The organism is Methylohalobius crimeensis 10Ki, assembly GCF_000421465.1.
GTDB classification, from domain to species: Bacteria; Pseudomonadota; Gammaproteobacteria; order Methylococcales; family Methylothermaceae; genus Methylohalobius; species Methylohalobius crimeensis.
Genome location: NZ_ATXB01000001.1, coordinates 459,477 through 485,070 on the forward strand (window position 1 = coordinate 459,477; position 25,594 = coordinate 485,070).

Here is a 25,594-nt window from a genome sequence, read left to right on the forward strand (position 1 = left end):
CCGGTGCCCCGAGGCGCCGGGCATTTTATTTTTGGGAGGGTAACACTTCTGCCGGGTCGTTCCCATTAGGCCTTCCAGCGAAAACCTTCTCCTGTTCCGAGCAGGGCGGCGATCAGATTTTTCTGAATCTCGGAAGACCCGGAAAACAGCCGTCCTGCCGCCGCGTCGTTGATCCACTCCGAAAGCCCCGTCGCTTCTTCCAGTCCTCGTGCTCCCAGGATGTGAACCGCGTCCAGGCTGGATGCCAGGAAGGCTTCCGAGGCCACCAGTTTAATTTGGGCCGAGGTCAAGGTGATCCGTTTGCCCTCATCCGCCAGGCGCGCGCATTCCTTGAGCCACAAGCGCACCGTGTCCAAGCGAGTGGCCATGTCGGCGATGCGATGGGAGATGGCCTGATGCCGCCCCAGATGACCGTCCCCGCTGCGGTGCTCGCGGCTGAAGGCGATGACTTGCTCCAACTGCCAGGCCATGGCCCCGGCGATGCCGGCGAAAATGAAGGCCCTTTCCCCTTCCAGGGCGCTTTGAATCAGCCGCAGCCCCGTACCGGGTTTGCCCAGCAGTCGATCGGCGGGAATCCGGCAGCGGTTCAAGATCACTTCTCCCATGCCGGCGCTACGGCAGGCGTCGACCGAATGGGCCGCGGCGTACGCCACGCCCGGATCGTTTCGTTGCACTACGAAAGCCGATAAGCCCGCGTCCAGACGGGCGTAGACGATCAGTATATCGGCCCCGGGAACGTTGGTGATATAGCGCTTTTCGCCGTCGATGCGATACCCCTCGCCGTCGGAGACGGCGCGAGTGGTCATAGCCGCCGGGTCGGAGCCGGCTTCGGCTTCGGTGATCGCATGGCCGCCGATTTGGGTGCCGGCGACCAGGTCGGGCAGCCAGGTCCGCTTTTGGGCCTCCGTGCCGAATCGCAAGAGGGGAAATAATGCCCCCCACAAGTGGGCGTTGACCGCCAGGATCAAGCCGGGATCGCGGCAGGCATAGCCCACTTGTTGATGGGCGGCGAGGAGATCGGCGAAGCGGTCGCCGTGGCCGTTCCATTGTTTCGGCACGGCGTGACGGAATAGCCCTTCCTCGCCCCATAGGCGCAGTCGGGCCATGGATTTTGCGGGGCTTGCGGTCATCTTGAAACGTCGTGAATGCGTCATCGGGATGTCCATATTTTTTCGGCGCGAAAAATCGCCGGAATGTACGTGTATTGAAGGCGAGTTTAACAGTTTCTTTCGCTGCCATTGCTTACAGTCGCTTTCATCCATCCTCCCTTCCTTGGTACGCCGGCTTTCGTAGCCGGCGTTTTTTTATGCTTCAAAGCAATTCGGCAAATCCCTCTTTTCTTGTACGTGCCATGGGGGTGCAGAGAGATTTCATCCCAAAGGAGTTCAGTATGTATGACGAATTTTTCCGAATATTCAAGCCCTTGGCCATCACCGTCGCCGGTTCGTTGGTCCTTCTTTCCGCGGCCCAGGCCGACCAGCCCCATGCGGTCGACTGGACGGTCCTGAAACAAGCCGAATCCGGCTTCTTCAAGCCCGGCGTCACCCCGGACGGAGACGATCGAGTGTGGGTGCAACTGGCCAATGACGATCGTGTCGCCGGCGATACCCCGCTTCTGGTCACCTTCCCCGAATGCGACTACGACCCCAAGGTGCAGGGCAAAGCGGTGTGGAATTTGGATGAAATCATTCGTGATCCTTCCGTGAATCCCGAATTTGTCGAATACAAAACCCCCGATCCGCGCTGGTCGGTGTGTCCGGATCGAAAGTTCCTGCTGCTCTATCCCGGTGAGAAAGTCGAATTGGAGTTAAACGTCGACTTTTTGCGTCCGGTGTCCGAGGGCATGTCGCCAAGGTTGATGGGGACGGTATATCAGGTCTCCTGGTCCTGGGCTAAAAAAATCGACGACGCCGAGGAGTTGGCCCGTTACAAGGACCGGGTTCATCCCGCCGCGACGGTGACATTGGATTTGTATTACCGGCTCGATGCCGACAAATCCGTCTGGCAGGCGGGGGATTATCAATTCGTGTTCGGAAGTCCCTCCGAAGGGCCGGGTGTCACCCGCGATTATGAACGGGTGAGGGAGGTCATGCCGGTGGACGTGCGCCCTTACGTGGAAAAAAGACGATTGCCGGAGGTTCCCGTCAAGCCCGGTTACGAGCTCCCCCTGGAGCGGGTTTACGAGGCCGGCAGCGGAAGCGAACAGGAACGAATGGATCCGGCGTTGGATTTGAATTCTCCGGATTCGTTTTTGTCGCCCAAGTTGGGTTTGAACGCTCCCGTGGTCTCAAAATCGCGGCTGGCGTCGCACGGTGCTTACAGTCACACCTTGAGCGGCATCTTCTCCACCAAATGGAGCGCCGATCACAGCCTGCATCCGGGGTTCGGCTTCCGGGTGGAAGCCTGGACCAATGAAAACGGTTCCTGGGAAAAGCTCGCCAGCGACTGGGTGCAATACAACGGTCACTGGACCCTGAAAGTGCCGGCCGGCAAGGGTTATCGCGGCGATCATCTGCGCGTCTTGTATCGCTCCTACAACCGCTATTATCAACCCCAGAACCAGAATGGGGACACTTATTCCTGGCGCGATCCCGACCAGTACGATATCGGCTCGGACTTTTACGCCGGCCATCGCTATGCCGATACCGACGGGGGCGAATTCAACAGCGTGGGCGAATTGGTGGACGCGGCGATGAACACTTGGTCGCGGCTGTACTGGGATGCGGAGATCGATCCGGTGGCGTCCGATCCGATCAAATTCCACTTCCCCAATACCTGGAACAATTGCAGCGGCAGTAGCCCCTGGAGCTGCGCCAGCTGGGACGGGCTGAATATCTGGTTGATCGCTTCCCATGGCCGTCAGGCGGATGTGGTGACCCACGAAATGGCGCACGCGCTGCAAGGCAAGTTTTGGGATGAAAAATGGCCCGCCGGAAGCGGCGGCAGCCACACCTTGAGCGGGTGCTATTCCGGCCGCTTGGGCATGGCATTGACCGAAGGCTTCGCCAACTTCATGCCCGCCTGGGTGGGTTATCCCGCACGCAACGTCGCCGACGGCGGTTTCAACGGCGGTCGCTGGGCGTTGGACTTTGATGCGGAACAACGCACCAGCCCGCCCAATTGCAGCAACGGTTGGGAAAACGAAGTGTGGGTGGCTCGTACCTTCTGGGATCTGCACGACACCCACGCCGATGGTGACGATATCCTTTGGTTTATCCACAAAGGTGCCGTGATCAGCCTCTATCTGGGCAACGCCGTGGCCAATGACGGCGATGCCATGGACATGCGGGATTTCGAGAACGTCTACCGCAACGCCGCATCCTCGGGGCATGAGGGGTTCGTTTCCGATATTTTCGATCAGAACCGGATGTAAGGGTATTCTCTGGAGGAGCCGGAGTATTTTCTCCGGCTCCCGCGGTTTAAGATACGCCGGCTTCTTGCCGGCGTTTTTTTATGTTTTATGATGAAACACTCGTTGGACGGCTTCCAGATCCGGCTTGCCGTTGCTGAGACGGGGCAAGGCGGGGAGCGCCAGGAAGCGGCCGGGGCGCATGTAGGGAGGAAGCTTTTCTCTCAGGGCGTGGCGAATTGCGGCGAGGGAGGCATCCGGCGCCAGGACGAGCGCGGCGGCGGGGCGGGTACCGTCCGGATTGTCGATCCCGACCACCGCGCATTCGGCCACACCCGGCAGATTCGACAATGCCGTTTCGATTTCGGCCGGCTCCACCCGGTGGCCGGCCACTTTCAGCATTCGATCCAATCGTCCCCGCCAGACATAATCGCCGTCCGGGTTTGGTTCCGCCCGGTCGCCGGTAGCGTACCATCCATCGGCGGTTAAGGCCGGCTGCAGGCGGCCTTCGCGCCAGTAGCCGCTGAGCAGGGTGGGGCCGCGCACTTGCAGTTCGCCGCTGGCGGGATCGACGCGAAGTTCGTCCCCGCAGGCCGGGCGGCCGATGGGAATGGGGCGATCGTCGGTCAGCCGCTCGCGGCGCACCCGCCAATGACAGCAAACGTTGGTTTCGGTGGGACCGTACAGGTTGTAGCAGTCCACCTCCGCGAGCAATTCGGTCATGCGGCGTAGGCGCGGGGTCGGAAAAGCCTCGCCGGCAAATAGCAGAAATCGCAGCGCCGGCAGAGGGATAGCGGCGAGATTGCCTTTCCAAACCCAAAAAGACAACAGCGAGGGCACGGTGTAGAAACCGCTGATCCGCCGGTCCGCGAGCCACGCGGTCAGGCGGCTGGGGGCGGCGGTCAGTCCCTCGGGGAGAAAATCCACGCAGACGCCGGCGGCGAGCGTGGAAAACAGATCGAAAGTGGACAAGTCGAAATGGAGCGGGGCGATGGCGGCGATGCGGTCGCTCGGGCTCAGGTTCACCAATTGCCGGGCCCAATCGCTGAAGGTGTGGATCGCCCGATGACTGAGCGCCACGCCTTTGGGTGTGCCGGTGGAACCGGAAGTGTAGAGAATCGCCGCCAGTGCTTCGGGATTTAAATCAACCGCGGATAGGTCGGCCGATTCAATGGTGTCCATATCGAGCCAAGGACGATCGGTGGCACCTGCTTCTTTCCGGCCGATGGCCGCTACGGCCCGGGCGTCCCGGACGATCCAATGCCGCCGCGCGGGCGGGGCTTTCATATCCAAGGGCAGGTAGGGGTGACCGGCGGCGAGAATTCCCAGCACCGCGCAGGTGGCGTCCAGTCCCCGGGGAAGCGCCAGGGCCACCGGACGTCCGGGGTCCAAGTGCAGCCCCTTGAGCGCCCGGGCAATGCCTCCGGCGCGGCGGACGGCCTGGCCGTAATTCAGGTCGCGTTCGCCTTCCCGCAGACAAGGTGCGTGAGGACGGGTCTCCACTTGAATGAGAAAATCTCGCAATAAGGACATGCCGTCAATCCGCCAGGAGTTCGGATCTTAGAAGATCGCGGAAGCGTTCTATCCAGGTCGGGTCGAAATCCGGCTGCAGATAGTTGATGGCGGCGCTCAACTGGCCGTTGAAGCGGCTAAACAGGACCGCCAAGGAGGGCGGGGCGGTCACGAAGCAGGCGTGGCGCACCCCTTCGATGGGGGCGCCGAGAAAGTCGGGGCGCAGGAAGCGGATCTCGCCGATGTCGGAGAACCAGACCGAGCTGCGTTCGCCGCCGGATTTCTGCCGGCGCAGAATGTGGGCGTAGCGCTCCAGGGACAGCCAACGGCCCAGCCACATCAAGGGCAGATAGGCTTGATCCAGTTCCCGGCGCACGGTGTCGGCGTATTGCCGCCGCAGATGTTCGAACAGTCGGTCCCGGTCGGCGACCACGTCGTGGGAAGCCTGCGCGAACAAGACGCTGACCTGGTTGCCGGTCACCGGCACCGGTGCGTTGCCGGGGCGCAGGTTGAACGCGTATGGAATGCACCAGGCGTCCTTGGAAACCGCCGGTCCCATCGCCTCCAGCGCCCGCATCAGGCAGCCGATGGGGTAGAGCGATTGCGCCCCCAGCCCGACGCGGCGGCGGGTGGCTTGGGTCACGGTTCGGGTTTCTTCTTCCGACAGGGTGAGGAGCGCGGTGTTCAGTTGTCTTGGGGACGGGACGGCAAGTGCTGCCGGAGGACGCCGTGAACCCTTCCCTGGGGGCTTCCCCCCACCCAACCCTCTCCCCAACGGGGGGAGGGCAAGGGAGCCCCCAACCCTCTCCCCGTTGGGGGGAGGGCAAGGGAGGGGGGCACTTGCCGCCCCGTCTAAAGCGTTTGATGTTGGGAGACTGCTGTCGAGCCGGTCGATCCAGTCGTTGTGGCGTTTGCCGCGCCACAGAAGGCGGAGTTTCCGCCGCCAGGGCCAGGCATTGAGTTTTTTGCTCACCAGCGGTTCGTCGCCTTTGAGATACCGTCGGCGTCGATCGTCGTCGGCCATCAGAAAGTCGAATACCCGTTTCACGCCTCCAGCATCCATGAGCGGATGCAGCCAGCGGGCCAGAAGCAGCGTGTGGCCTTCTTCGTCGATCCGGTGCAAACTGAAGGGAGCGGTCTCATCGCCCTCAGGCGAGGCATGCATCAATTCCAGCAGGCGGGATTGCCCCCCACCCGACCCTCCCCCCGCCGGGGGGAGGGCAAGGGAGGGGGGATGGCAGGTCAAGGGAACGGGGTCGCCGGTCGGTTGCCACCCATAGTGGCGGCCCCGCTGAGCCAGGCGGGCCGAGAGCATAGGGAAAGCTTCGCCCAAGGCCGCGAGACCGGATCGAAGACGGTCTTCGTCGGGTGGTCCGGCCAATTCCAGGGCGAATCCGCACCACGCGCCGGGCAGGCCGGCGGCGCGAATTTCCCGGTCCATCACTAGCAGCACATGGTCGGCCGGATTGAGGGGGATAAAATCGGTCATTGGCGGTGAGTTTCGATCCAGCGGGTTAAGGCGTCGAGGGTGCGGACCGTGTCCGGCTCGATATCGGCGTCCGGCAGGGTGACGTCGAATTCGCGCTCGGCGAACATGATCAGGCGCATGATGCCGAGGCTGTCGAGACCGGCTTCCAGCAGGTCCGCCTGGTCGCCGAAATTCTCCGGATCGTCGCAGTACACCAGTTCTCCCAACACGAATTCCCGCAGTCTGGATTGGATGTCGGCCATGGCATATCTCTATTTTTACTAAACTTTACAAGATACCATAGCTTGATTTACGACAACCCAATCTTAAAACAAGGAGAAAAACATGGAACAATACTGGCGGAAAAAACTATTGACGATCGGCTTGAGTGCTTCCTTGGTCGCCGGTTGCGCCAGCCAGGGACAAAAGGCCGACACCGCTCAACCCGCCTCTTCCGGCAGTTCATCGATTCAGCAGAGTTCAGGCCCCATCGCGGCAGAGAAGATTCCCACGAACAGTCCCTTCGCAAAGGTTGAAAAGGAGATGAGCGAAGGGCGGGTTTACGACCTGATCGGTCAACCCACGGAAGTGAAAACCTATATGACCGGAAAAAGCTGGATTCCCTTCTATTACGGTCCCGATACCCATCGCAAGGAAGCGCTCTACAAAGGTCAGGGGCGCATCGTCTTTACCGCCAGCGGCATGTGGGGAACCGGCGTTTACAAAGTTTACCAGGTCATTTACGACCCCACCGAGGACGGTTACGCCGACTGAGCGTGAACTTTCACCGCGAATCCCGGCGCGAACGCTACGATGCCGTCGTCATCGGCGCCGGCATCGGCGGGCTGACCGCCGGGGCCCTGCTGGCCCGGGCGGGTCGCTCGGTATTGGTGGTCGAGCGCCACGACCGGCCCGGGGGGTACCTGCACGGCTTTTCCCGGCGCGGTTTCCGTTTCGACGCCGGCGTTCACTCGGTGGGGGGCTGTGCCGAGACAGGGCCGTTCCATCGGCGTGCCCTGGGTATGCTGGTGGAATGCTTGGGGCTTGGCGAGCGGGTGCGCTTTTTGCCGGTGGACCCGGTGGCCCGGGTGTGTTTTCCCGACCTGGAAATCGCCATTCCTCAGGGATTGGATGCGCTCGAAGCGAATTTGACCGAGGCATTCCCGGGCGAGTACCGGAATCTGACGGCGTTTCTGACCCTTGCCGAGGAATTGGCGGACGAGGCGGCGCGCGCGGCGGCCGGATTGCCCGGCCAATGGCGGTGGCTGCCCCGTTATCGTCATGCCACCCTGGCCGAGGTGTTGGCCGAATATCTGGACGATTCCCGCCTGCAGGCGGTGCTGGGGGCGTTGTGGCCGTACATGGGCTTGCCGCCGGGGCAGCTGTCCTTTCTCTATTGGGCCTTGATGTTCGTGGGGTATGTCGCCGACGGGGCGGGTTATTGCCAAGGCTCGTTCCAGCGTCTGGCGGACGGGCTGGCCGAAACCATCGAGACGGCGGGCGGGGAAATGCTGTACCGCATAGGGGTGCGCTCCATTGCTTTGGAGGACGGCCGGGCGGCCGGCGTGATCACCGACAACGGCCAGAAGATCCGGGCGCCGGTGGTGATCTCCAATGCCGATCTGCTGCAAACCTTTCAGCATTTGCTCCCGGCCGATCGAGTGCCGGGACGCTATTTGTCCCGGTTGCGCGGCTTGCAGCCATCCACGTCGGTCTTCGTGGTGTATGCCGGCGCGGAGAGCAAACGGATCGATCCGGGCTGGCACGAATCCTTCCATTATCCCCATTTCGATCACCGACGCCATTTCCGCGCCACCTGCGCCGGCGATCCGGATTGGCTTTCAATCACCGTCCCTACTCACACCGATGCTTCTCTGGCGCCGGAAGGAACCCATTTGTTGATGTTGACCACGCTCGCACCTTATGCTCTGAAAGGCTCGTGGCGTATGCACAAAGATGTGTATCGAAATCGGCTTTTGGAAATGGCCGAGCGCTGCGTCCCCGGTTTACAGGCAAACTTACTGCTGACCGAAGCGGGAACGCCGCGGACCATGGAACGCTATACCCTCAATCACCACGGCGCCGCCTACGGCTGGGCGCCGACCCCCCGGCAAATCGGCCCCGGCCGGCCGGCGGTCCAAACGCCGTTGGACGGACTCTATTTGGCCGGTCACTGGAGTACACCGGGTGGAGGCGTATACGGGGCGGCACTTTCAGGCATCAGCACCGCGCAAGTCGTTTTAGGGCTACCCGATCAGGCAAGTCTTTGGGAATGGTTGGGTTCCAGGACGGGTTGACATTGCGTAAAGCCAGCGTTCATTGGATGTCGGCGAGAGCGGTCGGATAGCGTGTTTGCGGCCCGAACATCGTCCGTCACCGATTGAATATCGGATCAGCCTGGTTGTCGGGCGTTGTCGGCTCACGCTTGACTACGCAGGCGACCCAATAAATTGTCCAGCTCGGCTTTTACAATTTTTCCGGTGGCGTTGCGGGGGATGCGATCGACCGTATACAGGGGTCGGGGCAAAAATACTTCGTCCAATTGGCGACGCAGAGTGGCCAAAATCTCTATTTTGGGAAGTCGGCTGACCACTATAGCGCCTACTCGATCCTGTTCGGTAACGAAAAAACAGCCGTCCTCGACTCCACTGATCCGATTCAGATGCCAGTTCAACTCCGCCAGGGAGGCGCGCTTACCGCCGATTTTGATCAGATCCCCCCGTCTTCCCAGGACTCGAAAACGCCCATCCGGATGAACTTCCAAATTGTCGCCGAGTACCCACGGAGAAGGCAGCCAAGAGGCCGTCAGGCGGGTTTCATCCGAATCTCCCTGTAGCTCGGCACCCGGATAAAGCCGCCACAGGACGTCCCGGGCCGGGCGCCGCCAAGCGAAGGATTGGGTCTCGGTGCTGCCGTACAGTTCCCACAGCGGCCTTTCGGTGACGCTTTCCAATTCCCGGGCTAATGCCGGATCGAGCGGGGCGGTGGAGGAGATGATCGCCGCCAGATTGGGCCATTTTCCCGAACTGGCCAGGCATGCTTTGAGATGGAGGGGAGTGGAAACCAGAAGCACCGGTAGCGAGGCGGCGGCGATCGCCCGGCGAATGTCCTCGGGATAAAAAGGCCGGTGATCGGTCAGTGCCAATTCCGAGCACAGCGGCCATATCACCGATGTCTCCAGTCCGAACAGGTGTTGGGCCGGCGTGGTGGCCATCACCGCCCAGCGGCGTTCCGTTAAATCCAAAGCTTGAAGTGCGCGTCGCGCCCCTTCCCTCAGCATTTGCCAGTCTTTGGGCCAGGGTTGAGGGTTGCCGGTGCTGCCGGAGGTAAAAGCGATCAAGTTCAGGAACCCGATCGAGGATTCGGTTATCTTGGCGGGCGGCGATTCAGGCAGATCGGTGGCATCCACAGCGGGTAGCGACACGCTCGTTGGCCGGTCACAGACGGCAACCACCGGGTCGTAGTCGGCGGCCAGCCTTTCCAGCGCGGTGGAAGTCCGGTTGGGAGGAAGTAGGCAAGGAAGGCGTCGAGCGGCGGTTGCCAGCAAGGTGGCGGTGAAATGAAACCGATCCTCGCACAGATTGAGTACGCCGGTATCTGCGGGAAGCGTTCCGGCAATCCGGGCGGCGTATTCATGAAGGCGTGCCCGGGAAACCTGTGCAAGCACGCAAGAAGGAGGATGAGGTGCTAACGCGTGATCCACCAGGCCTCGACAGGTTGGTCTTCCCGCACCAGAACCGCCCAGTTTTCACAGCTGTGCAGCTCTCCGCTTAGAAGCCGGCGTTTCGTCAGCGGTTGCGGGCAGAATTTCGGCAGTTGTTGAACGGATAAGGGAAGCTTTGTCTTGATCACTTGGAGCTGGATGTATTGATCCATTTCCATGACCGCTGCTCGACGGTCGGGCGAGCGGTGGATGAAACCGTAAAGCTTGGCCCGATACCAGTCGAAGGGGATCGCTTCCCATTCCCGGAACAAGCGGCTGCGCAGGGTGGGGGTCAAGGGGAACGCGCCCTCGGTGGTGACCGGCCAGCGCCAGGGCAGGTCCTTCGCCGCAGAAGTCGGGGCAGATTCCAGGCAGTCGCCGGCCGGTTTCAGGGACTGGCGGATGCAGACGGTTTTTCGAAACGGCGCGGGTAGCCGGGCTGCGTTTTGCGCCAGTCGGTTCCAGTGGATCGACGCTTCTCCGGAGCGAGGGCGGATTTCCAGCAGGCGGGCCAGATTATAACGCCAGGCGGACGGCATGTCGCCGTCAAGCGTTTCCAGCCGCTGGACCGCGGCGGGCCAAAGATCGATGCCGGCGTCGCTTTGTTCATACAGGGCGAGGGCGTCCAGCATTTTCGCCCGCCGGTCCTCGGGAGCCAGATTCAAGGCTTCGGCCAAGGTGGCCCGGGCCTGGTGGGGGCGCCCCAGGTAGAGCTGGGCGGCGGCCAGATTCAAGTGGGCGGGCAAGTAATCGGGAGCGGCTTTCACGGCCTGCTCCAAATAGTTCGCCGCTTCCTTCAAACGGTTCAGGACCTGCCGGTTATCCGCTTGGAAATCTTTGAGAAAACGGTGGGTGGGCGTCGAGCCGGGAATGGCCTCGCGCGTCCGGGGCGCCCGGGTGTCCACATCCAGGAGAAACGGCAGCCAGTAGAAATGGGCCTGCGCCTCGGACATTTCCTGGCGAGCCAACTGCAGGGCGCAGACGCCCAGGTTGTTGAGCACCGCCGGTCCCGGGAATACTTGCTGGAATTCCCGCAGAAAATACATGCCGTCGGCGCAGCGGCCGAAATGGGCCAGCCGGACTCCCATGTCGAAAAAGGCGGCCTTTTCCTCCAGCATGTTGAGGCGCTCGCGGATCAGCGCCGCCCGGTCCTCGGGAAACGGATGGGAGGAAGTGATTCGGGCTTGGGTCTGCTGCATCCAGAAAGTGAAGAAATCGGTTTTGCCTCCCGGCGTGTCGATGAGCCGGGCGACCGGATAGCCGGCGATGGCGGCATACAGATACCCCTGATCGTCGGCGGCCAGTTCCGCTTCCCGGGCTTCGAAACTCTGATCCAGGAAGTGGGCGATCTTTTGGGTGTCCGGGGAGCGGGAGAGAAAGCTTTCCACCTCGTTGTGCCAGTAATCGTCGTGGGCGAGATGGGCGAGTTCGTGGCCCAGAATGAAAGCCAGTCGGGCTTTGGCCAGGTCCCGGTCGGCCTCCTTGAAGCACAGGTCGAGCCCCTTGCGGGAGAGGACGATATGTCCGCTGGGCAGGGCGATCGCCCAGGCATCGGTGGCGCCGTCGATGACCACCAGCCGCGGCGTCCGGCGACCGCTTTTATCGGCCGCCGCCTCGACTTGCTCGAATACCTGGTGGGCGAGGGCGACGCGGGCGTTCTGGCTGGGATCGATGGCGCCGTAGGTATCGATGTAGAAGTCCACGCCGGTTTCGGTCTGTGTGGCATGGGCGGCGAGGGGAAGCGAGGCCCAAATCAGGATCGCCACCAGCCACTTCCACCGGATGCGTGTTGACCCCACCATCTGGTGACATTTAGTTCGCCCACGCTGACCAGGAGCCGGAGAGGGCGTGCCGGGACCGTTCGCAGCAAGGATGCTGCGATTCGAGCGTACAGGGAAGTATTTACAGCGGGTTCCGGCGCGCCCTCTCCGGCTCTCCCTATAAACGACAACCGAGCCTAGCATCTTAAACCAGCAATTGTTGGATGGTCAGCTTGAGCCTGCGGACGAGGCGAGCCTGTTGGGCGGAATCGCCTTGTCGCGTCAGCTTGTCCAACAGGGCATTGATTTCCCGTAAGGACGCCACCACCCGTTCGGCGATCGGTTGTTCGGTTTTGCCTTGGAAACGGGAGACGAACTGCTGCCCGTGGCGATGGAATATTCGCCATTCCTCGGCGGAAACGTCATCGGCATGGGCGAGGGCCCAGGTCAAAAAGGTCCATTGCCCCAGTTCGTAATAATCTTGCCAGGCGGTCGAGGGCGTATAGGAATCGAGAGAAGGCGCGGTTTCGCGCTCTTCGAACCAACGCCGAGCCTGATGAAACCCGTCGGTAAACGCTTGCTTGGCGGGGTCCCGGTCGCTATCGCTGAAAGCGAAAGCCGAATCGCTGGAGACTTGCGGTATCGCTTCCAGCGTCCGGTTCAAGTCGGGGTGGTTTTGCACCACCGCCGCCAAGCGGGGCATCTGCCAGTCTTCCTCGGATGCGGGTCTTTGAATGACGATCGCCATCACCGCAAAAGTCATCGCGACGGCCGCGGTCAACGGAATCATCCACGGACGGCCCTGCCAGGCTTCCTGCAAGCGCCTCCACCAGGTCCGTTTTTTTGCGGGGGCGGTTGTCGGCTGCATTTCCTCCATGACCAGCGCCACTTCCAGCCATTCGTGATAGCATTGCTCGCAGTGATTGAGATGGGCGGTGATCGCCTTTTTTTGGGGGCTGGAGAGCTGGCCGTCGATAAAGGCGGATAGCTGTTCCGGTGGCGGGCATTGCTCGGTGGGCTCGGATTTGCCGGCGGCCAAGCCGAGCAGGGCAGCGAAGCGTTCTTCTTCCGCGCATACCGTTTTTTCAGTCATGGCTGTACTCCTTTTTGGTTGCGACACTCAGGTCAGCCCGGCTTTTTCGCAGGCGGTGTGGAGTGAATTAAGGATTTTGTTCAAGCGTTTGTAAGGATCGCCCTTCAAATGCATTAATTTGGCGACTTGATTGATCTTCAGCCCCTCGCAATAGCGCAACCGGAGAAGCAGGCGGTCCTCGTCGCTGAGCTGGAGGTGGGGCTGCAGTTTCTCCAACAAGGGTTTCGCCTCGGCCGGTTGGGGGGTCTCCCCGCGTATATAACCCTCCAATACTTCTAAAAGTTCCCGCGGTTGGGGCTCGGTTTCGATTTCCGGAGAATAATCCCGACTGCCGGGTTCGGCGACGTCCTCGATGGGGACGCTGTGGCTGTCTTGATAACGGGTTCTGGAGGGACAGTAGGCGATGACTTGGGAAACGATTTCTTGGATCGATCCGAGATTTAGATCCTGGTAACGGGTTTGCAGCAGGCTGATGGCTTCCTGGCGCTCGAAGCGCTCGAGGATCAGAACGCGGTAGGCTTCTTTCCAAATGGGGTCGGTTTGTTCGGTGAGCCACTTGGGCGGCCGCTGATGGCCATAGATTTTGCGGACATAGTCGGTCATCAAGCGGGCCGTCAGCACCGCGAGGAAAGTGGCGAACTTGCCCTGGCCGCTCCATGTCCGCACCCGATGCCATTGTTGTTCTTCCAGTTTTTCCAGGACGTGATCCAAGGCCAGGTGAGCGGTATTGTCGTCGTTGGGAAAGCGGCGCCGGGATAGATGCTGCAGGAAATCCCAGTGCTCGAAAACCAGTTTTTTCGCCGTGTCCCCGGAAAGGGGGAAGGTCAGCTCGGTGGTGTCGGTTGTTTTCATAGGTAAATTGTTTTTCTGGTGCCAAAAGAGGGACCAGGCCGGCGCCCCGAGGGCGGTTTCAGGGTGATAAGCCAATGCTGCTCTCCGTCGATCATGATTGTTTACCTTTCTAGACGTACCGATGACGGTTTTTTGGCCGGCCGAGTATTGTTTTTTTCCAAAACAGTCAGGCTGACGAGGATACCGGGCCAGATATCGTCGCCGGGACAGCGATGGTTCAGTTCCGGCAGGACGACCAAACGCGCATTGGGCTGACGTCCGGCTTCCTTTCTAATCAGCGTTAGCGGGATATTATCATCCCTTTCCCCTGCGATATGAATTTGAAAAATATTTTTCGATAAAGGGGATTGCCGTGCCGGGTCGTAGGAAGCCTCCAAAGGGCTGTATTCATGCCGTTCGGTCCATTCGGCGACGTTGAGATTGCCTGCCATGGTGACGACACCACCGACGGCGGGCGAGCGCGCCGCCATCAACATGGCCAGCGCCCCGCCGCCGCTGTAGCCGATCAGCACGGGACGGCAGGGTTTGTCTCCCACGATTCGTCGCAGCGCCGCGGTCATGCTGGCGACCACCGCTTCCCCGTAGCGCGCTTGGGTCCAAAGGCGAGGCCGGCAGCCGGCCGTACGCGCCAAGCCGTGATAGCAGGGGCGGCCCAAATAGACGGCCGGGGCCGGGTCCTTCGCCATTAAGGGAAGCAGGCAGCTATGATCGGGGGTGGGATCCGGAGAGGCACGATTTTTTGTCAGCCAGGCGATCCCGTCCCCTTCCAAATAGACGTGTAACTTGCCCCCTGTACATGCTCGGCGGTCGTTGGCATAGGCGATGTGTTCGAAATGCTCGCCTCTGAAGCGGAGTTTGATTAGTCCCAAACCCTGGGCTTGTCGGTCGAGAAGCCTGGCCGGTGCGAGGCAGCCGCTCAACAGGCAGCAAAGAATGCCCATCAGGAAAATTTCACCGCGCATGAGGCGATATCCGATAATCATGGGGAATATTTTTAAGTATGCTAGGGTCTCAATTAATATCGGCGAAAGTTCCGTTGTGGGAACGTCTAATTTCCATATGATGCCTAAATGCCAGGGGATTGCCATGAAGCGTTTGTGGTGGACGATATCGAAAATGCCGGTTTGTATCTTTTTGGCCGGCCTATTGGTTGGGTGTGCCTCCCGGCCCGTGGAGGAAGAGATCGCGGTGGGGCCGGAGCAGGCTGATAAATTGTATGTGGTGGATTGCTTGTTGCCGGCCCAAGTGCGTAAGCTCGGTCAGCATTTCACCTATCTGGCCGCTCGCCGGCCCATTCGCACGACCGCCGTCGACTGCGAGATCCGGGGCGGGGAATATGTGGCCTACGATCGCAGCAATTACGCCACCGCCCTGAAGGTCTGGCTGCCGAAGGCCAAAGGCGGAGACCCCCAAGCCCAAACCTATGTGGGGGAGATTTTCGAGAAAGGTTTGGGAATCCAGCCGGACTACGACGCCGCCGCCCAATGGTACCGCAAGGCGGCCGAGCAGGATTATGCCGCGGCGATGATCAACCTTGGCTTCTTATACGAAAAAGGGTTGGGCGTCGAGCGCGATCCGGTGGCGGCGCTGAATTGGTATCGAAAGGCTTCCGGATTGGATCAGACCGATATCGCTTTCGCCGCCTCGGTGGAGGTCTATAATCGCAAGATGGCGTCGCTGCGTGAAGAAGCGGCGCAATATCGGCAGGAAGCAGCCGGTTTGCGCGAGCAGCTGGCCACCTTGCAACAGCAGCACCAGCAGACTCAGAAGTACCTCCGGCGTTATCGGGAGCAAATGGAGGCCAGCCGGCGCGAGGTGCAGCGGTTGAAGCGCGAGTTGCAATCGGCTCCCAAAGCTCCCGGTGCTAAGTCGTCAAGCCAAGGCGAAGCATTGAGACAGCGTCTCGAGCAACAAATGATGCAGCTTCAGGAAAAGGAAAAAATGGTGGCTTTGCTGGAAAAGGAAGTCGCCGAGCAGAGCCAAAAAATGGCATCGATCCAGGAAGGAAGCGCCCAGGCGGTCAAGGAGAAGGAAGCCGAGATTCAGGACTTGAAGACCCAGCTCGCCCGGCGCAATCAGGCTTTGTTGGCATTGCGCCGGCAGCTGACCGAAAGTCAGTCCCGCTTGAGAGAATTGCGTCAACAGGTCGTTGGCGACAATCAAAGCCTGGATGCCCAAATAAAAATCCAGCGCGAGCTGCAGGCCCAATTGGAGGAAAAGCAGGCGACAGGCTCCGCCAGCCGGGAGGAACTGGCGCGCTTGACCGAAGCACTCAAGGTGAAGCAGGCCGAGATCGATCGCAAGAAAGCGGAAATCGCGAGCGTGAAATCGGAGATGGCCGAGTTGAGCGAGACCAATCGCAATCTCCAGCAACGGTTAACGCAAAGACAGCAGCAATTGGCCCAGCTGGAAAACCGCTTGGGCAACGCCGAACAACTGGTTCAATCCAAGGAAGGCCAGATGGAAACCTTGCAGGCCGAGATCGTCCGCCGCGACGAATCTCTGCAAGCGCTGCGCCGGCAATTGGCCGACGCCAACGATCGACTGACTTCCCGGAAACAGACGGTTCAGGCCCTGCAGCAACAATTGGCGCAAAAACAGACCGATAGCAATGTCAGTCAGGCGGAATTGGCCATGCTCGCCGCTCGTCTGCAGGAGAAGGAGGCCGAGGTCAACCGCCAGCAGGAAATCATCCAAGGCCTGAAAGCCAATGTGGCGGAATTGGAAAAACAACAACAGGCGCGGCCCAAGCAAGCCACGCCGTTGGCCCGGGCGGAATCCACTTCGGATGAAGGTGCGTGGATTGAAATCATCGATCCGCCCTTGCGCCCCCAGCGCGGCAGTTTGATGGTGGTCACCCGGGGCATGGTGGAGGCGCGTACCGTGGTGGGACAAATCCACTCTTCGGCAGGTATTTTAGCCTTCAACGTGAACGACCGGGATTTCGCTCCGGAGCCCGATGGCACCTTCAAAGTCAAAGTGCCTCTCAAAGGGAAGGAAACCCCGGTGCATCTGGTGGCGGTGGATCGCAACAGCCGCCGCACCGAGCTGAATTTCATCATTTTCCGGGATGCCAAAACCGCCGCCCCCGCCCCTGACTTGGTCGGAGTGGAAAATGAATCCAACCAGGGCGAAAGCTTGGCGAAGGCTTTACCGCGCCAGATGTTTGGCGGCTATCACGCCTTGATTATCGGCAACAACGACTATCAATATCTGCCCAAGCTGGATACGCCCATCAATGACGCCAAAGCATTGGCGCGGGTGCTGCGAGATCGCTACGGGTTCAAGACCCGTCTGCTGCTGGACGCCAGCCGTTATGATCTTCTCAAAGCCTTGAACGAATACCGCAAGACTTTGACCGAAAAAGACAACTTGCTGGTCTATTATGCTGGCCACGGGACTCTGGAAAAAGTCACCCAGCGCGGTTATTGGCTGCCGGTGGATGCGGAATTGGAAAACACCGCCAACTGGGTGTCCAATCAGGATATCACCGATATTTTGCGGATCATGTCCGCCGCCCACGTGATGGTGATCGCCGATTCCTGTTACTCGGGGGCCCTTACGAGAAGCTCCGTCGCGCGTTTGGAAGCGGGCATGACGCCGGAAAAGAAGGCCGAATGGATCAAGATGCTGCTCAAGGCTCGCTCACGCGTCGCGCTAACTTCGGGAGGGCTGAATCCGGTCCTCGACGGCGGCGGTGGCGGGCATTCGGTCTTCGCCAAGGCGCTTATCCAGGCGCTGGAAAACAATCGCCGCATCGTGGAATCGTTCCGGCTGTATACCGAAGTCTCGGCGCTCGTCGCCGACGCGGCCAAGGATCAGAATTTCCACCAAGTGCCGGAGTTTTCCCCCATTCGCCACGCCGGCCACGAGGCGGGAGAATTCTTCTTTGTGCCCAAGCGGGGCGCCGGCTTACAGGCTGGATTGTAAGAAAAAATTCGGGCGCCGCTACTTGCCCCAGGGGTGCGGAGCCACGGAAGGTTCAGCCAAGCCAAGGATAAAGAGCGAGCGGCCTTTGGGCCGCTCGCTTGCATCAACCATCAGAACTGGATGCGGGTTCCGAAGGAGATGCGATGGCTGCTGACGTGTCGGTATCCCACCAACGCTTCATAGCCGACGAAGGCCGAAATGCCGTGGGCGAAAGTCGCGGTCAGATCGCCGCCGAAGGTGGCGTAATCCCGGTCGGGGGGCGCAACGCGAATGGCGAAGGTTTGTCCCAAGGGATCGCCCACGAAACTCGCCGAGATGGTGCGGCTGGGATCGCGGAATTCGTGATGCCACTCGCCCCGGAATTGCGGCGTGACGACGCCCCAAGGCAGGCTGATGGCGTAGGAAGCCTGCGCCCCGACGATGGATTTCATCGAGCGGACTTTGTGCTCGTCCAGGCGGATCGCCCAACCGTCGCCGCCGGTTTCGCGGTAATCGTCCACCCGCAGCCGCTTGTAGCTGAACCGCCCATAAGGGGTGAGGTTGAAGCCCTGCCAGTGGAGATTGTACCCGGTTGAGACCGCGAATCCCCATTGGCTGCCGTCGGTATCGCCATTGGCCCGGGCGTTGACGGTATCGCCGGGAATCGTGTAGGTGATATTGCGGGTGGTATCGAAATTGATATGACCGTAGGTGGCCAAGGCATCGACGTAGAGATTCTCCAAGGGGTAATAGGAGCCGTAAACGCTACCGATGTAGGAGTCGTTGTCGGCATGGCCGCCGTTGCTGTCGAATTCGTTGTCGGAGGTCACGTAGCTGAAAGCCCCGCCGGCGACCAGGGAGTCGGTGATCCGATAATCGGCCCCGCCGGTGACGCCCCAGTTCTTGAAGTTGAAGCCCCGTTGGGACGGCATGGAGTCGACCTCCCCCAGATGATAGTTGCCGTTGATCCATACTCCCAGGGGGCCGAACGCATCGCTGCCGGCATTGCCGCCGGTGATGGGTTGGCCGTTTTGAAACAGCTGAACGCCGGCGAACCGGGTTGTGCCGAGGCCGGCCCGGAGCGTTTCCAGGCGTCCCAGGACCGATGCGTTGACGATATTGACATGGCCTGCCATGGTGCGAGTGGATTCCTGGCCGAAGGAAGTGATTTGCTCCGGCGAAGCTTCGAACAGGGCTTCACCGACGGCCGCGCTGCCGGGGTCGTCGACGGACGCGCCCACCAGCGCGTTGCAACGATTCCGGAAATCTTCTTCCAAAACGTCGTTGCGTTGGGAGCAGGCCTCGAATACCACGTCCGCCATGCTCTTCTGTGATTGATTGAGAGACTGCCCTTCCGAGATAGGGTTCTCGTATGCGGCCAGAAGCTTATGGCGCCAATCCGGCGTCATGACCGCCACCGCTCCGCACAGCAGCGAACAGGTGACGGTGGTTGCCGTTCCCAGGGCGGGGCGGGGTGGTTTTTTAATTGGTATGGTCATGATGTGCCCTCTTGAAATTTGTATGTTGCCGAAATGCAACCAATTATTAGTAAAAATGTCAATCCGACCCATTGTCGCCATAAGCTTAGCTCGAACAGGCCGCTCAGGCAAAATGCAATTAGGGCTGCAATAACAGCAGAAGTTAATATTTGCTGCTGTGGATTTTTAGATGCTTGAAAATATTTGGATTTTATGGAAAAAAGCAACAACCCCACAAAAGCGAGCGCGCCTATTATGCCCAGTTCCGCCAGAATTTCCAGGTAGAGATTATGCGCCCAAGGGGTGACGCGCGGATCGTGGACGACCCAATCGGGCAATTGGGTTGGATTCAGATAATCCTTATAAAGGAGCAGGTAGCTTCCAATACCGTGACCGGTGAGGGGGGATTGCAGAAACATTTGCCAGGCGGCCCACCATAAGGGAAGGCGGCTGGTCCAGGAACTCAGGAATTTAGTGGTCAGGGTAAAACAGAGAGCGGCATCCATCAAAATCAGCCCGAGAATGGCAACCGTACCGATCCGAAAAAGCTGCTTCGATTCTCGCAGGAGAAGAAAGAACAGCGCCATGCTCACTCCCGCGATCAATATCGCCAGCCGGCTATGGTAAACGACGGCGAGTGATAAGGAGATGGCGATCGCCGCCCAGGCCAGCCACGATTGGGCGGAAAATTTCGGGCTTAATTTGAACAAGGCCAGCGGAAACGGTAATAAAATTTGAAATAGAATAATGTCGTTGGGGACTTTGAAAGCGGTCAAGCGGCTTTGTACGATCCATTCGGTGGGAGACATTTGCGGGTGAGTGGCGGAAACCATGAGCATCCAGCCCCCCAAAACACAAGCAATCAGTGTCCATGTCAAACAAAGTCCGATCAATTGACGCTTGCCGAAATAGCCGCTGATCAGAAAGTACACCAAGCAGGCGGGGATTAACGCGAGGCTCAGGTGCAAACTTCGGTGGAAATTCGGGCTGTTGAGATTGCCTATGCCGATAACCAGCATTAGGAAGAGGAATGCAGCGAGGATACCGGAAGGAAATCGGGGGGCAGCGACGAGCGCGGCCCGGCTTCCCAAGACAGCCAAGCCGAGCAGGCCGATGTCCAGGCTAAAGGGGAGAGCGAAAGTCGCGAGGTAAAAATACACCGCCGCTTCCGCGCTGCACCTGGATGGGATCATCGGGTTTAGTAGTCCTCTTCTACCCGCAGCATTCGGTAAAGAACCCCCTTGTTATCGAACATACGGTATGCCCCCGAGGGGGTGATTTCCCCGTAGACGTAGATTTTCCCTCTTTTGGGGGGATACAGATAACCGGCGACTTTGCGTTTATCCAGTATTTGCACCTGGCCATAGAAATATTTGGAATCGGTAAATCCCCCTACTTTGATCCATTCTCCTTTTCTTAGGCGGTTTTTCGACCTTCGGGCTTGTTTTTTTGAAATGGGATTGCCGTTGGGCGATTCCGCTTGAAAAATGGCCGTGGCGGAAATGAAGCCGGGATCATGCTGCGCCTCGGCGCAATAAGCGCCTAGCGCAGCAAAAACCCCGATGCCCAGCCGTGATATTGTCCAAAAGTTGAGCTTATTCCGCCGGTTCCACATCCCCCACCCCGGTAATATGCGTGATCACTTGAGCGGGGCGGCCGTAATAGGTGACATCGCCTACGCCGGACACATCGACCTTCAGCGTTTTTTGAGCGTTGACTGCCACATCGGCGGCACCGGAGACGTTGACCTGGGCCTGTTCTGCCCGCAACTGGCTGAAATCCAGGCTGCCGCTGCCCCCTGCGATGATTTCCAACGTTCCGGTTCGGCCCCGTGCGTAGACGTCGCCGCTGCCGTTTGCCTCGATTCTGAACCGGGGCGAATCCAAGTCCAGCAGTTCGACATCGGCGGCGGAACGGATGGCCAGTTCCTCGAGACGGGGGCTACGCAGTTCTACCCGCAAAGGTCCCTCGCTTTGGATCGAGCGGTTCGCTTCGATCCGCAGTTGATCGCCCCGCACTCGGGTTTGGATCAGGTCCAGGAGGTTGGAATCCGCTTCCAGGCGTGCCTGGCATCGTTTGCCCGGGCGGTAGACCACATCGATCCCCGCTTCGACTGCGATACGCTCGAAGCAGGGCAGTTCGCGGGTTTCTTCGGCGCGCCGATGATTGCCGCGAACCAGATCTTCGTTGCCGTATTCCACCCCGTCGATGACGATTTTACCGGTGACCGCCTCGGCCGCCGCCAAGCCAGGTACGAGGCAGCCGAGGAGTGACAAGACTTTAAGCCGGTTCATGACTTAATCCACTCGGTGCAGTTCTACTCGCCGGTTCAAGGGGTCGAAAGGATCCTTGTCCGGGAGGGGGGTATGCTCGCCGCGGCCCACGATCTGCAGGCGTTCCGGTTCCACCGAGAACCGGGAATACAGGTATTCCTTGACCGCCTTGGCGCGCTGTTGGGAGAGCCACTCGTTATAACTATCCGAACCGCTGGCATCGGTATGCCCCTCGATGATGAGGCGTTCCCGCTGGAATTGATCCATGGTCAGCATCCGGCCGATTTCGTCCAGGAAGGGCTTGGCCTCCTCGCGAAGTTTGGCCGAGTTGAAATCGAATTGGATCGGCAAGGCGATGGCGACCGATTCCTTGGCTTGCTCGGCCGGTTGAGCGGACGGGGCGGCATTGAAGGTCAGCGAGCGGGTTTTGGGGCGGCGCTCGGTTTTATCCGGAAACAGCAATTTTCCCATTTCGTCCGCCGACGGTGGTTCGGTGAAGAGCCGGACGTCTCCGGCGAGGACGGTTTGTCCGCAAGCAGCCAGGGCCAGCGGCAAGAGAAGGTGGCGGAAGGGGGAATGGCGTGGTTTTGTGTTCATAGGGAGTACCTCGTTAGGTTGTCAGGGTCGGGTCATTTGGGCTCCCAACGGGTGACTCGCCCGTCGGGATCGAAAAAGACCACCTGGGTGCGAAATTCCCGCGATTCCCCCCAGTCACCTTTGGTGGTGCCCTGGCAGGTATAGCAGTGTCGCCCCCAGGCGGCTCGAACTTGCTCCTTGGTCATGCCTTTGGCGATCATGCCGGCGCGGATCAGTTCCACCATTTGGGGCTTCCATTCGGGATGCTGGGCGATATAGTCCTCGCGCCGGACCGGTGCGGTTTCGCAAGCCGCCAACAGGAGCACGGCGGCAGCTAGAAATACGGGTTTCTTCATGGCTGGGCTCCTTGGTTCATGGCCGCTTGTTGGGAAGATCCGTCCGTTACCTGGAACTCCGTCCCGGCAACCGCGAAATTCTGGCCCGCATCGGGGACAAACTCTCCGTTTTCATCCACCGGAAGCGCATCGGCGGAAATCGGGGAGACCGAGGCGACGGCGCGGATTTTATCGATCCCGGCGGGAGCGCCCACGGTCAGTTTGGCCGGCGCGTTGGCCGGAGGAATCCGGTAGGTTTGCCCCGGGCGGACGAAGTTATCGTTCTGATAAGGGTTGGGGAACAGGGTGGACATTTTGCCCACCGAGTTGATGGTCACGATGCGTACAAACATGGGACGGCTCACCTCGAAAAAGATTTCCATGGGTTCGCCGATCTTGAATGCCTGCTTGCTCAGCCACACTTTGAGCTCACCCAATTCCGGTTCGGGCGGTTGCGGCCGAAGCGTTTTCGGTTTGGATGCTTCCGCTTGAGCCGGTGGGGAAACCGATTTGTCCGGTGCTTGGAATGCCAGCGCGCGGAGCCGGTTTTGATAGTCTTCCAGCAGGGCGTTGACTTGCTTGCGCCGGAATTGCGCCTCGAAGTCCATAGGCACGTTTTGGAATAGGGCCAGATAGAGCTCCTCGCTGACCGGGCGGGTGTTCTCGACGCCGTACTCGCTTTTGAAGCTTTCAATGGCGGCCCGGGTGGAGGCGTCCAAGCGGCCGGTCACCTTCAGGTCTTTGCCGCAAAGATAGAGATATTCCTGAATTTTGGCGATACGATCGGGTCGCTCCAAGCTATAAAATTCCTCGCGAACCGCGTCGAGAACCACCGGATCCGGGTCGGCGCTGGGCAACAGCCGCCAGTAGGGCAGGGTTTGGTATTTGCCCACGACTTGGAGAATACTCAGTTGTACCAGCAGACGAATGGCGGCATGGCGTCCCTGGATCTTCTTGATATTGCCGCGCAGGCCGAGGGTCTGTCCATAAACCGTAAATCCCAGCTGGTCGGCGCCGACCCCTTTGTGGACCTTGATGTTGTTGACCGCCTGCATGAAGGGAATGCCGGTAAAGGTTTGAAAGTCGATCAAATTGAAATCGAGGGTAATGCTCGCCAGCGAGTTTTTGCGGACGTCGGCGAAATCCAAGCCCATGGGAACCCCGAGCTCCTCGACTGTCCCGCTCAGGTCCAGATTTTCTTCCTTCGTCACCAGTCCGCGGTCGAATTCGGTCAAGCCGCCTACCAAAACCACGTCGGGTAGCAGTTTGTCTCCCCATTCGGAGTAGCCGGTCTGGGCCGTATTGAGCATGAATTCCGGATCGTAGGGGACATAAAGAATATTCCCGCCGATGGAATTGAGCGTGCTTTTGACCATCTCGCTGATGTCCTGGGGAATTTCTCCGCTGGTCGGCAGGGAAGTGCCGGTTCGGTCGATCGCCGGCTTGGACATCACTTTGAGCAGCCCCCGGTTGTAAATGACATTGGCCCGCCCCAGATCCCGCACTGCTTGCGTGAAGATGGTGGTTTTCACTTCCGGCAAAGAAGTGTTTAGATCCAGGTCCACGTCTTGGGGGTTTACCCCGCAAGCGCCGATCCAGACTGTCAAAAAGCTGATACCTAAAATCTTGGCTAGATGGAGTGAGGTGTTCATCGTGCGGCCTCAGGTTATCCGGGGCGGTTGAAAAAAGGATTATTTGGCGACCGCCGTAGCGCCACGGTTGTCGGAATTGTTGAGAATGATGGTGCCCGGAGCGAGTTTGGTCCCGGGTCCCAGAATAATATTGCCCTGACCGGCGCTATTGCTTTCGTTGGTGATCAGGGTCTTTCGGTTTCCCGACAATTCCTTCCCTTTCGCTTTCATCAGGATGAAGGAGTCGTTGAGGCCGGTTTTCAAGGAATCGTCGATGGGAGTATCCAGGGGAATACCGTCGTCCAGGTCCGAGCTCCAAGCCATTGCGGGAATGAGCAATAGACTTAGGGCGATGCCTAATGGCAGTTTGGGAAAAGTGGTGGTTGTGCTCATGGAGCCCTCCTTGATTGCAAATAGGGAAGCCGTCCCTGGCTGGTTGATTCCCGAAGGTTGGAAAATTATTCCGCGACGACCGAACCTTGATTGGCCTGAGCGTCGCTCAACAGTCCGCCTTTGGCGACGTTGGCGGAGTTCTTGACGTTGGCCCGGTTGCTGACGGTCGAGTTCTTCACGGTGGAGCCCTTGATCTTGACCGAACCCTGGTTGGCTTCGGCGTCGCCCAACAGCCCGCCTTGGGCGATGTTGGCGGAGTTCTTGATGTTGGCCCGGTTGGTGATGGTGGAGTTTTTGATCTTGGAACCTGCGGCCATCGCGCCGGTAGCCATGCTCATGCCCAGGATCGCTGCGGTCAGTACGGTGAAGGTTTTGTTCATGATTAGATCTCCTGTGGTAGTTGGCTGTGTATTTGCCTCTTGGCAAAATTGATTGTAGTTGAGTCGAGAGAAACATATAAGGCGTGAGTGTCATTTCGTTCTCTCTTACTCGTCTCTGATACACGGACACGACGAGTATTTTCCGCCAAAAAATTTATAAGAATTTTGCATATGTATATATGATTATGTTGACTCGTAGGAGCGATCGCTAATTGGAGCATATCGGCGGAAAAGAGCATTTTTTCGCGTTGCCAAAGGGGATCGGCGGTGAAAGTGCGGCGACGATAAGGGGAGATGGAGTCAATGGGAAGTGCGAATCGAGAATCCAGGCGGAGTGTTTTAGGTCCGCGAAGGAGGCAGGAAAGGTGGAATTTAGGAGAGGGGCGGAGTTCGGCAAGCGCTTGAGGGACGCCTGGATTCCCCGGGTAAGCCGTCCCTGGCTGTTTGATTCCCGAGGTTGGAAAATTTATTCCACGACGATCGATCCTTGATTGGCCTGGGCGTCGCCCAACAGTCCGCCTTTGGCGACGTTGGCGGAATTTTGGACGTTGGCCCGGTTGCTGATGGTCGAGTTCTTCACGGTGGAGCCCTTGATCTTGACCGAACCCTGGTTGGCTTCGGCGTCGCCCAACAGCCCGCCTTGGGCGATGTTGGCGGAGTTCTTAATGTTGGCCCGGTTGGTGATGGTGGAGTTTTTGATCTTGGAACCTGCGGCCATCGCGCCGGTAGCCATGCTCATGCCCAGGATCGCTGCGGTCAGTACGGTGAAGGTTTTGTTCATGATTAGATCTCCTATTGACATTTGAGTGTTCTTGCCTGTTGGCAATCTCGATTGTAGTTGAGTCGAGAGGAATTAAAAATGAATTCGTTGCGGCGTCCTCT

The 25,594-nt window shown here is 59.4% G+C and carries 23 protein-coding genes; 4 read left to right on the plus strand and 19 right to left on the minus strand.

Features of this window, described 5'->3' with window-relative positions:
• Nucleotides 1–65: 65 nt before the first annotated feature.
• On the minus strand, nucleotides 66–1,154 hold the full coding sequence (locus H035_RS17865) for an acyl-CoA dehydrogenase family protein (RefSeq protein WP_235044531.1): 1,089 nt from the start codon (nucleotides 1,152–1,154) through the stop codon (nucleotides 66–68).
• Between the two features lie 236 nt (nucleotides 1,155–1,390).
• Here H035_RS17865 and H035_RS0102480 point away from each other — a divergent pair, with 236 nt between their 5' ends.
• Nucleotides 1,391–3,373 (plus strand): hypothetical protein, encoded by a 1,983-nt coding sequence (locus H035_RS0102480; RefSeq protein ID WP_022947427.1) that lies wholly within the window; start codon nucleotides 1,391–1,393, stop codon nucleotides 3,371–3,373.
• Nucleotides 3,374–3,451: 78 nt separating this feature from the next.
• Here H035_RS0102480 and H035_RS0102485 read toward each other — a convergent pair whose 3' ends face one another.
• From H035_RS0102485 to H035_RS0102495, 3 genes are read right to left on the minus strand one after another with little or no spacing between them, the layout of a single operon-like run.
• On the minus strand, nucleotides 3,452–4,882 hold the full coding sequence (locus H035_RS0102485; protein ID WP_022947428.1) for an amino acid adenylation domain-containing protein: 1,431 nt from the start codon (nucleotides 4,880–4,882) through the stop codon (nucleotides 3,452–3,454).
• A 4-nt stretch (nucleotides 4,883–4,886) separates the two neighbouring features.
• Nucleotides 4,887–6,350, minus strand: coding sequence for a hypothetical protein (locus H035_RS20655; RefSeq protein WP_022947429.1), 1,464 nt, complete (start codon nucleotides 6,348–6,350; stop codon nucleotides 4,887–4,889).
• Nucleotides 6,347–6,592: an acyl carrier protein gene (locus H035_RS0102495; protein ID WP_022947430.1), complete on the minus strand. Its 246-nt coding sequence runs from the start codon at nucleotides 6,590–6,592 to the stop codon at nucleotides 6,347–6,349. The genes H035_RS20655 and H035_RS0102495 overlap by 4 nt, the downstream gene beginning before the upstream one ends.
• A gap of 82 nt (nucleotides 6,593–6,674) precedes the next feature.
• Here H035_RS0102495 and H035_RS21935 point away from each other — a divergent pair, with 82 nt between their 5' ends.
• Both H035_RS21935 and H035_RS0102505 read left to right on the plus strand, forming a co-directional pair.
• Complete coding sequence (locus tag H035_RS21935; protein WP_022947431.1) at nucleotides 6,675–7,103, plus strand: hypothetical protein; 429 nt, start codon at nucleotides 6,675–6,677, stop codon at nucleotides 7,101–7,103.
• Nucleotides 7,104–7,105: 2 nt separating this feature from the next.
• Nucleotides 7,106–8,626: a phytoene desaturase family protein gene (locus H035_RS0102505; RefSeq protein ID WP_022947432.1), complete on the plus strand. Its 1,521-nt coding sequence runs from the start codon at nucleotides 7,106–7,108 to the stop codon at nucleotides 8,624–8,626.
• A gap of 122 nt (nucleotides 8,627–8,748) precedes the next feature.
• Here H035_RS0102505 and H035_RS17875 read toward each other — a convergent pair whose 3' ends face one another.
• From H035_RS17875 to H035_RS17880, 5 genes are all read right to left on the minus strand, one after another.
• Nucleotides 8,749–10,032, minus strand: a complete 1,284-nt coding sequence (locus H035_RS17875; protein WP_161623995.1) for an AMP-binding protein — start codon at nucleotides 10,030–10,032, stop codon at nucleotides 8,749–8,751.
• Nucleotides 10,017–11,798 (minus strand): M48 family metalloprotease, encoded by a 1,782-nt coding sequence (locus tag H035_RS0102515; RefSeq protein ID WP_022947434.1) that lies wholly within the window; start codon nucleotides 11,796–11,798, stop codon nucleotides 10,017–10,019. The genes H035_RS17875 and H035_RS0102515 overlap by 16 nt, the downstream gene beginning before the upstream one ends.
• Nucleotides 11,799–11,997: 199 nt before the next feature.
• Nucleotides 11,998–12,885 carry an anti-sigma factor family protein gene (locus H035_RS0102520; protein ID WP_022947435.1) on the minus strand — a complete coding sequence of 296 codons (888 nt, stop codon included), beginning with the start codon at nucleotides 12,883–12,885 and terminating at the stop codon, nucleotides 11,998–12,000.
• Between the two features lie 27 nt (nucleotides 12,886–12,912).
• Nucleotides 12,913–13,737: a sigma-70 RNA polymerase sigma factor region 4 domain-containing protein gene (locus H035_RS0102525; RefSeq protein ID WP_152485951.1), complete on the minus strand. Its 825-nt coding sequence runs from the start codon at nucleotides 13,735–13,737 to the stop codon at nucleotides 12,913–12,915.
• A gap of 101 nt (nucleotides 13,738–13,838) precedes the next feature.
• The gene (locus H035_RS17880; protein WP_200861521.1) at nucleotides 13,839–14,699 is read right to left on the minus strand and encodes an alpha/beta fold hydrolase; all 861 of its coding nucleotides are present in this window, start codon (nucleotides 14,697–14,699) and stop codon (nucleotides 13,839–13,841) included.
• Between the two features lie 124 nt (nucleotides 14,700–14,823).
• Here H035_RS17880 and H035_RS20660 point away from each other — a divergent pair, with 124 nt between their 5' ends.
• Nucleotides 14,824–17,667, plus strand: coding sequence for a caspase family protein (locus H035_RS20660; protein ID WP_022947438.1), 2,844 nt, complete (start codon nucleotides 14,824–14,826; stop codon nucleotides 17,665–17,667).
• Nucleotides 17,668–17,777: 110 nt separating this feature from the next.
• Here H035_RS20660 and H035_RS17895 read toward each other — a convergent pair whose 3' ends face one another.
• The 10 genes from H035_RS17895 to H035_RS0102590 form a co-directional block, all read right to left on the minus strand.
• Nucleotides 17,778–19,145, minus strand: a complete 1,368-nt coding sequence (locus tag H035_RS17895; RefSeq protein ID WP_022947439.1) for an autotransporter outer membrane beta-barrel domain-containing protein — start codon at nucleotides 19,143–19,145, stop codon at nucleotides 17,778–17,780.
• Entirely contained in the window at nucleotides 19,142–20,317 is a 1,176-nt protein-coding gene (locus tag H035_RS0102550) for an O-antigen ligase family protein (protein ID WP_084684811.1), read from the minus strand. Before H035_RS0102550 ends, H035_RS17895 begins: the two co-directional genes overlap by 4 nt.
• A gap of 5 nt (nucleotides 20,318–20,322) precedes the next feature.
• Nucleotides 20,323–20,739: a hypothetical protein gene (locus H035_RS0102555; protein ID WP_022947441.1), complete on the minus strand. Its 417-nt coding sequence runs from the start codon at nucleotides 20,737–20,739 to the stop codon at nucleotides 20,323–20,325.
• Nucleotides 20,720–21,418: a head GIN domain-containing protein gene (locus H035_RS20665; protein WP_022947442.1), complete on the minus strand. Its 699-nt coding sequence runs from the start codon at nucleotides 21,416–21,418 to the stop codon at nucleotides 20,720–20,722. Before H035_RS20665 ends, H035_RS0102555 begins: the two co-directional genes overlap by 20 nt.
• 3 nt (nucleotides 21,419–21,421) lie before the next feature.
• A complete protein-coding gene (locus tag H035_RS17905) occupies nucleotides 21,422–21,994 on the minus strand; it encodes an OmpA family protein (RefSeq protein WP_022947443.1) in 573 nt (190 codons plus the stop codon).
• Nucleotides 21,995–22,026: 32 nt separating this feature from the next.
• A complete protein-coding gene (locus H035_RS0102570; protein WP_022947444.1) occupies nucleotides 22,027–22,329 on the minus strand; it encodes a hypothetical protein in 303 nt (100 codons plus the stop codon).
• Entirely contained in the window at nucleotides 22,326–23,960 is a 1,635-nt protein-coding gene (locus H035_RS0102575; RefSeq protein ID WP_022947445.1) for a DUF4384 domain-containing protein, read from the minus strand. Before H035_RS0102575 ends, H035_RS0102570 begins: the two co-directional genes overlap by 4 nt.
• A gap of 39 nt (nucleotides 23,961–23,999) precedes the next feature.
• The gene (locus tag H035_RS0102580) at nucleotides 24,000–24,332 is read right to left on the minus strand and encodes a hypothetical protein (protein WP_022947446.1); all 333 of its coding nucleotides are present in this window, start codon (nucleotides 24,330–24,332) and stop codon (nucleotides 24,000–24,002) included.
• Between the two features lie 65 nt (nucleotides 24,333–24,397).
• Nucleotides 24,398–24,712, minus strand: coding sequence for a hypothetical protein (locus H035_RS0102585; RefSeq protein WP_022947447.1), 315 nt, complete (start codon nucleotides 24,710–24,712; stop codon nucleotides 24,398–24,400).
• Between the two features lie 466 nt (nucleotides 24,713–25,178).
• Complete coding sequence (locus H035_RS0102590; protein WP_022947448.1) at nucleotides 25,179–25,493, minus strand: hypothetical protein; 315 nt, start codon at nucleotides 25,491–25,493, stop codon at nucleotides 25,179–25,181.
• Nucleotides 25,494–25,594 lie beyond the last annotated feature (101 nt).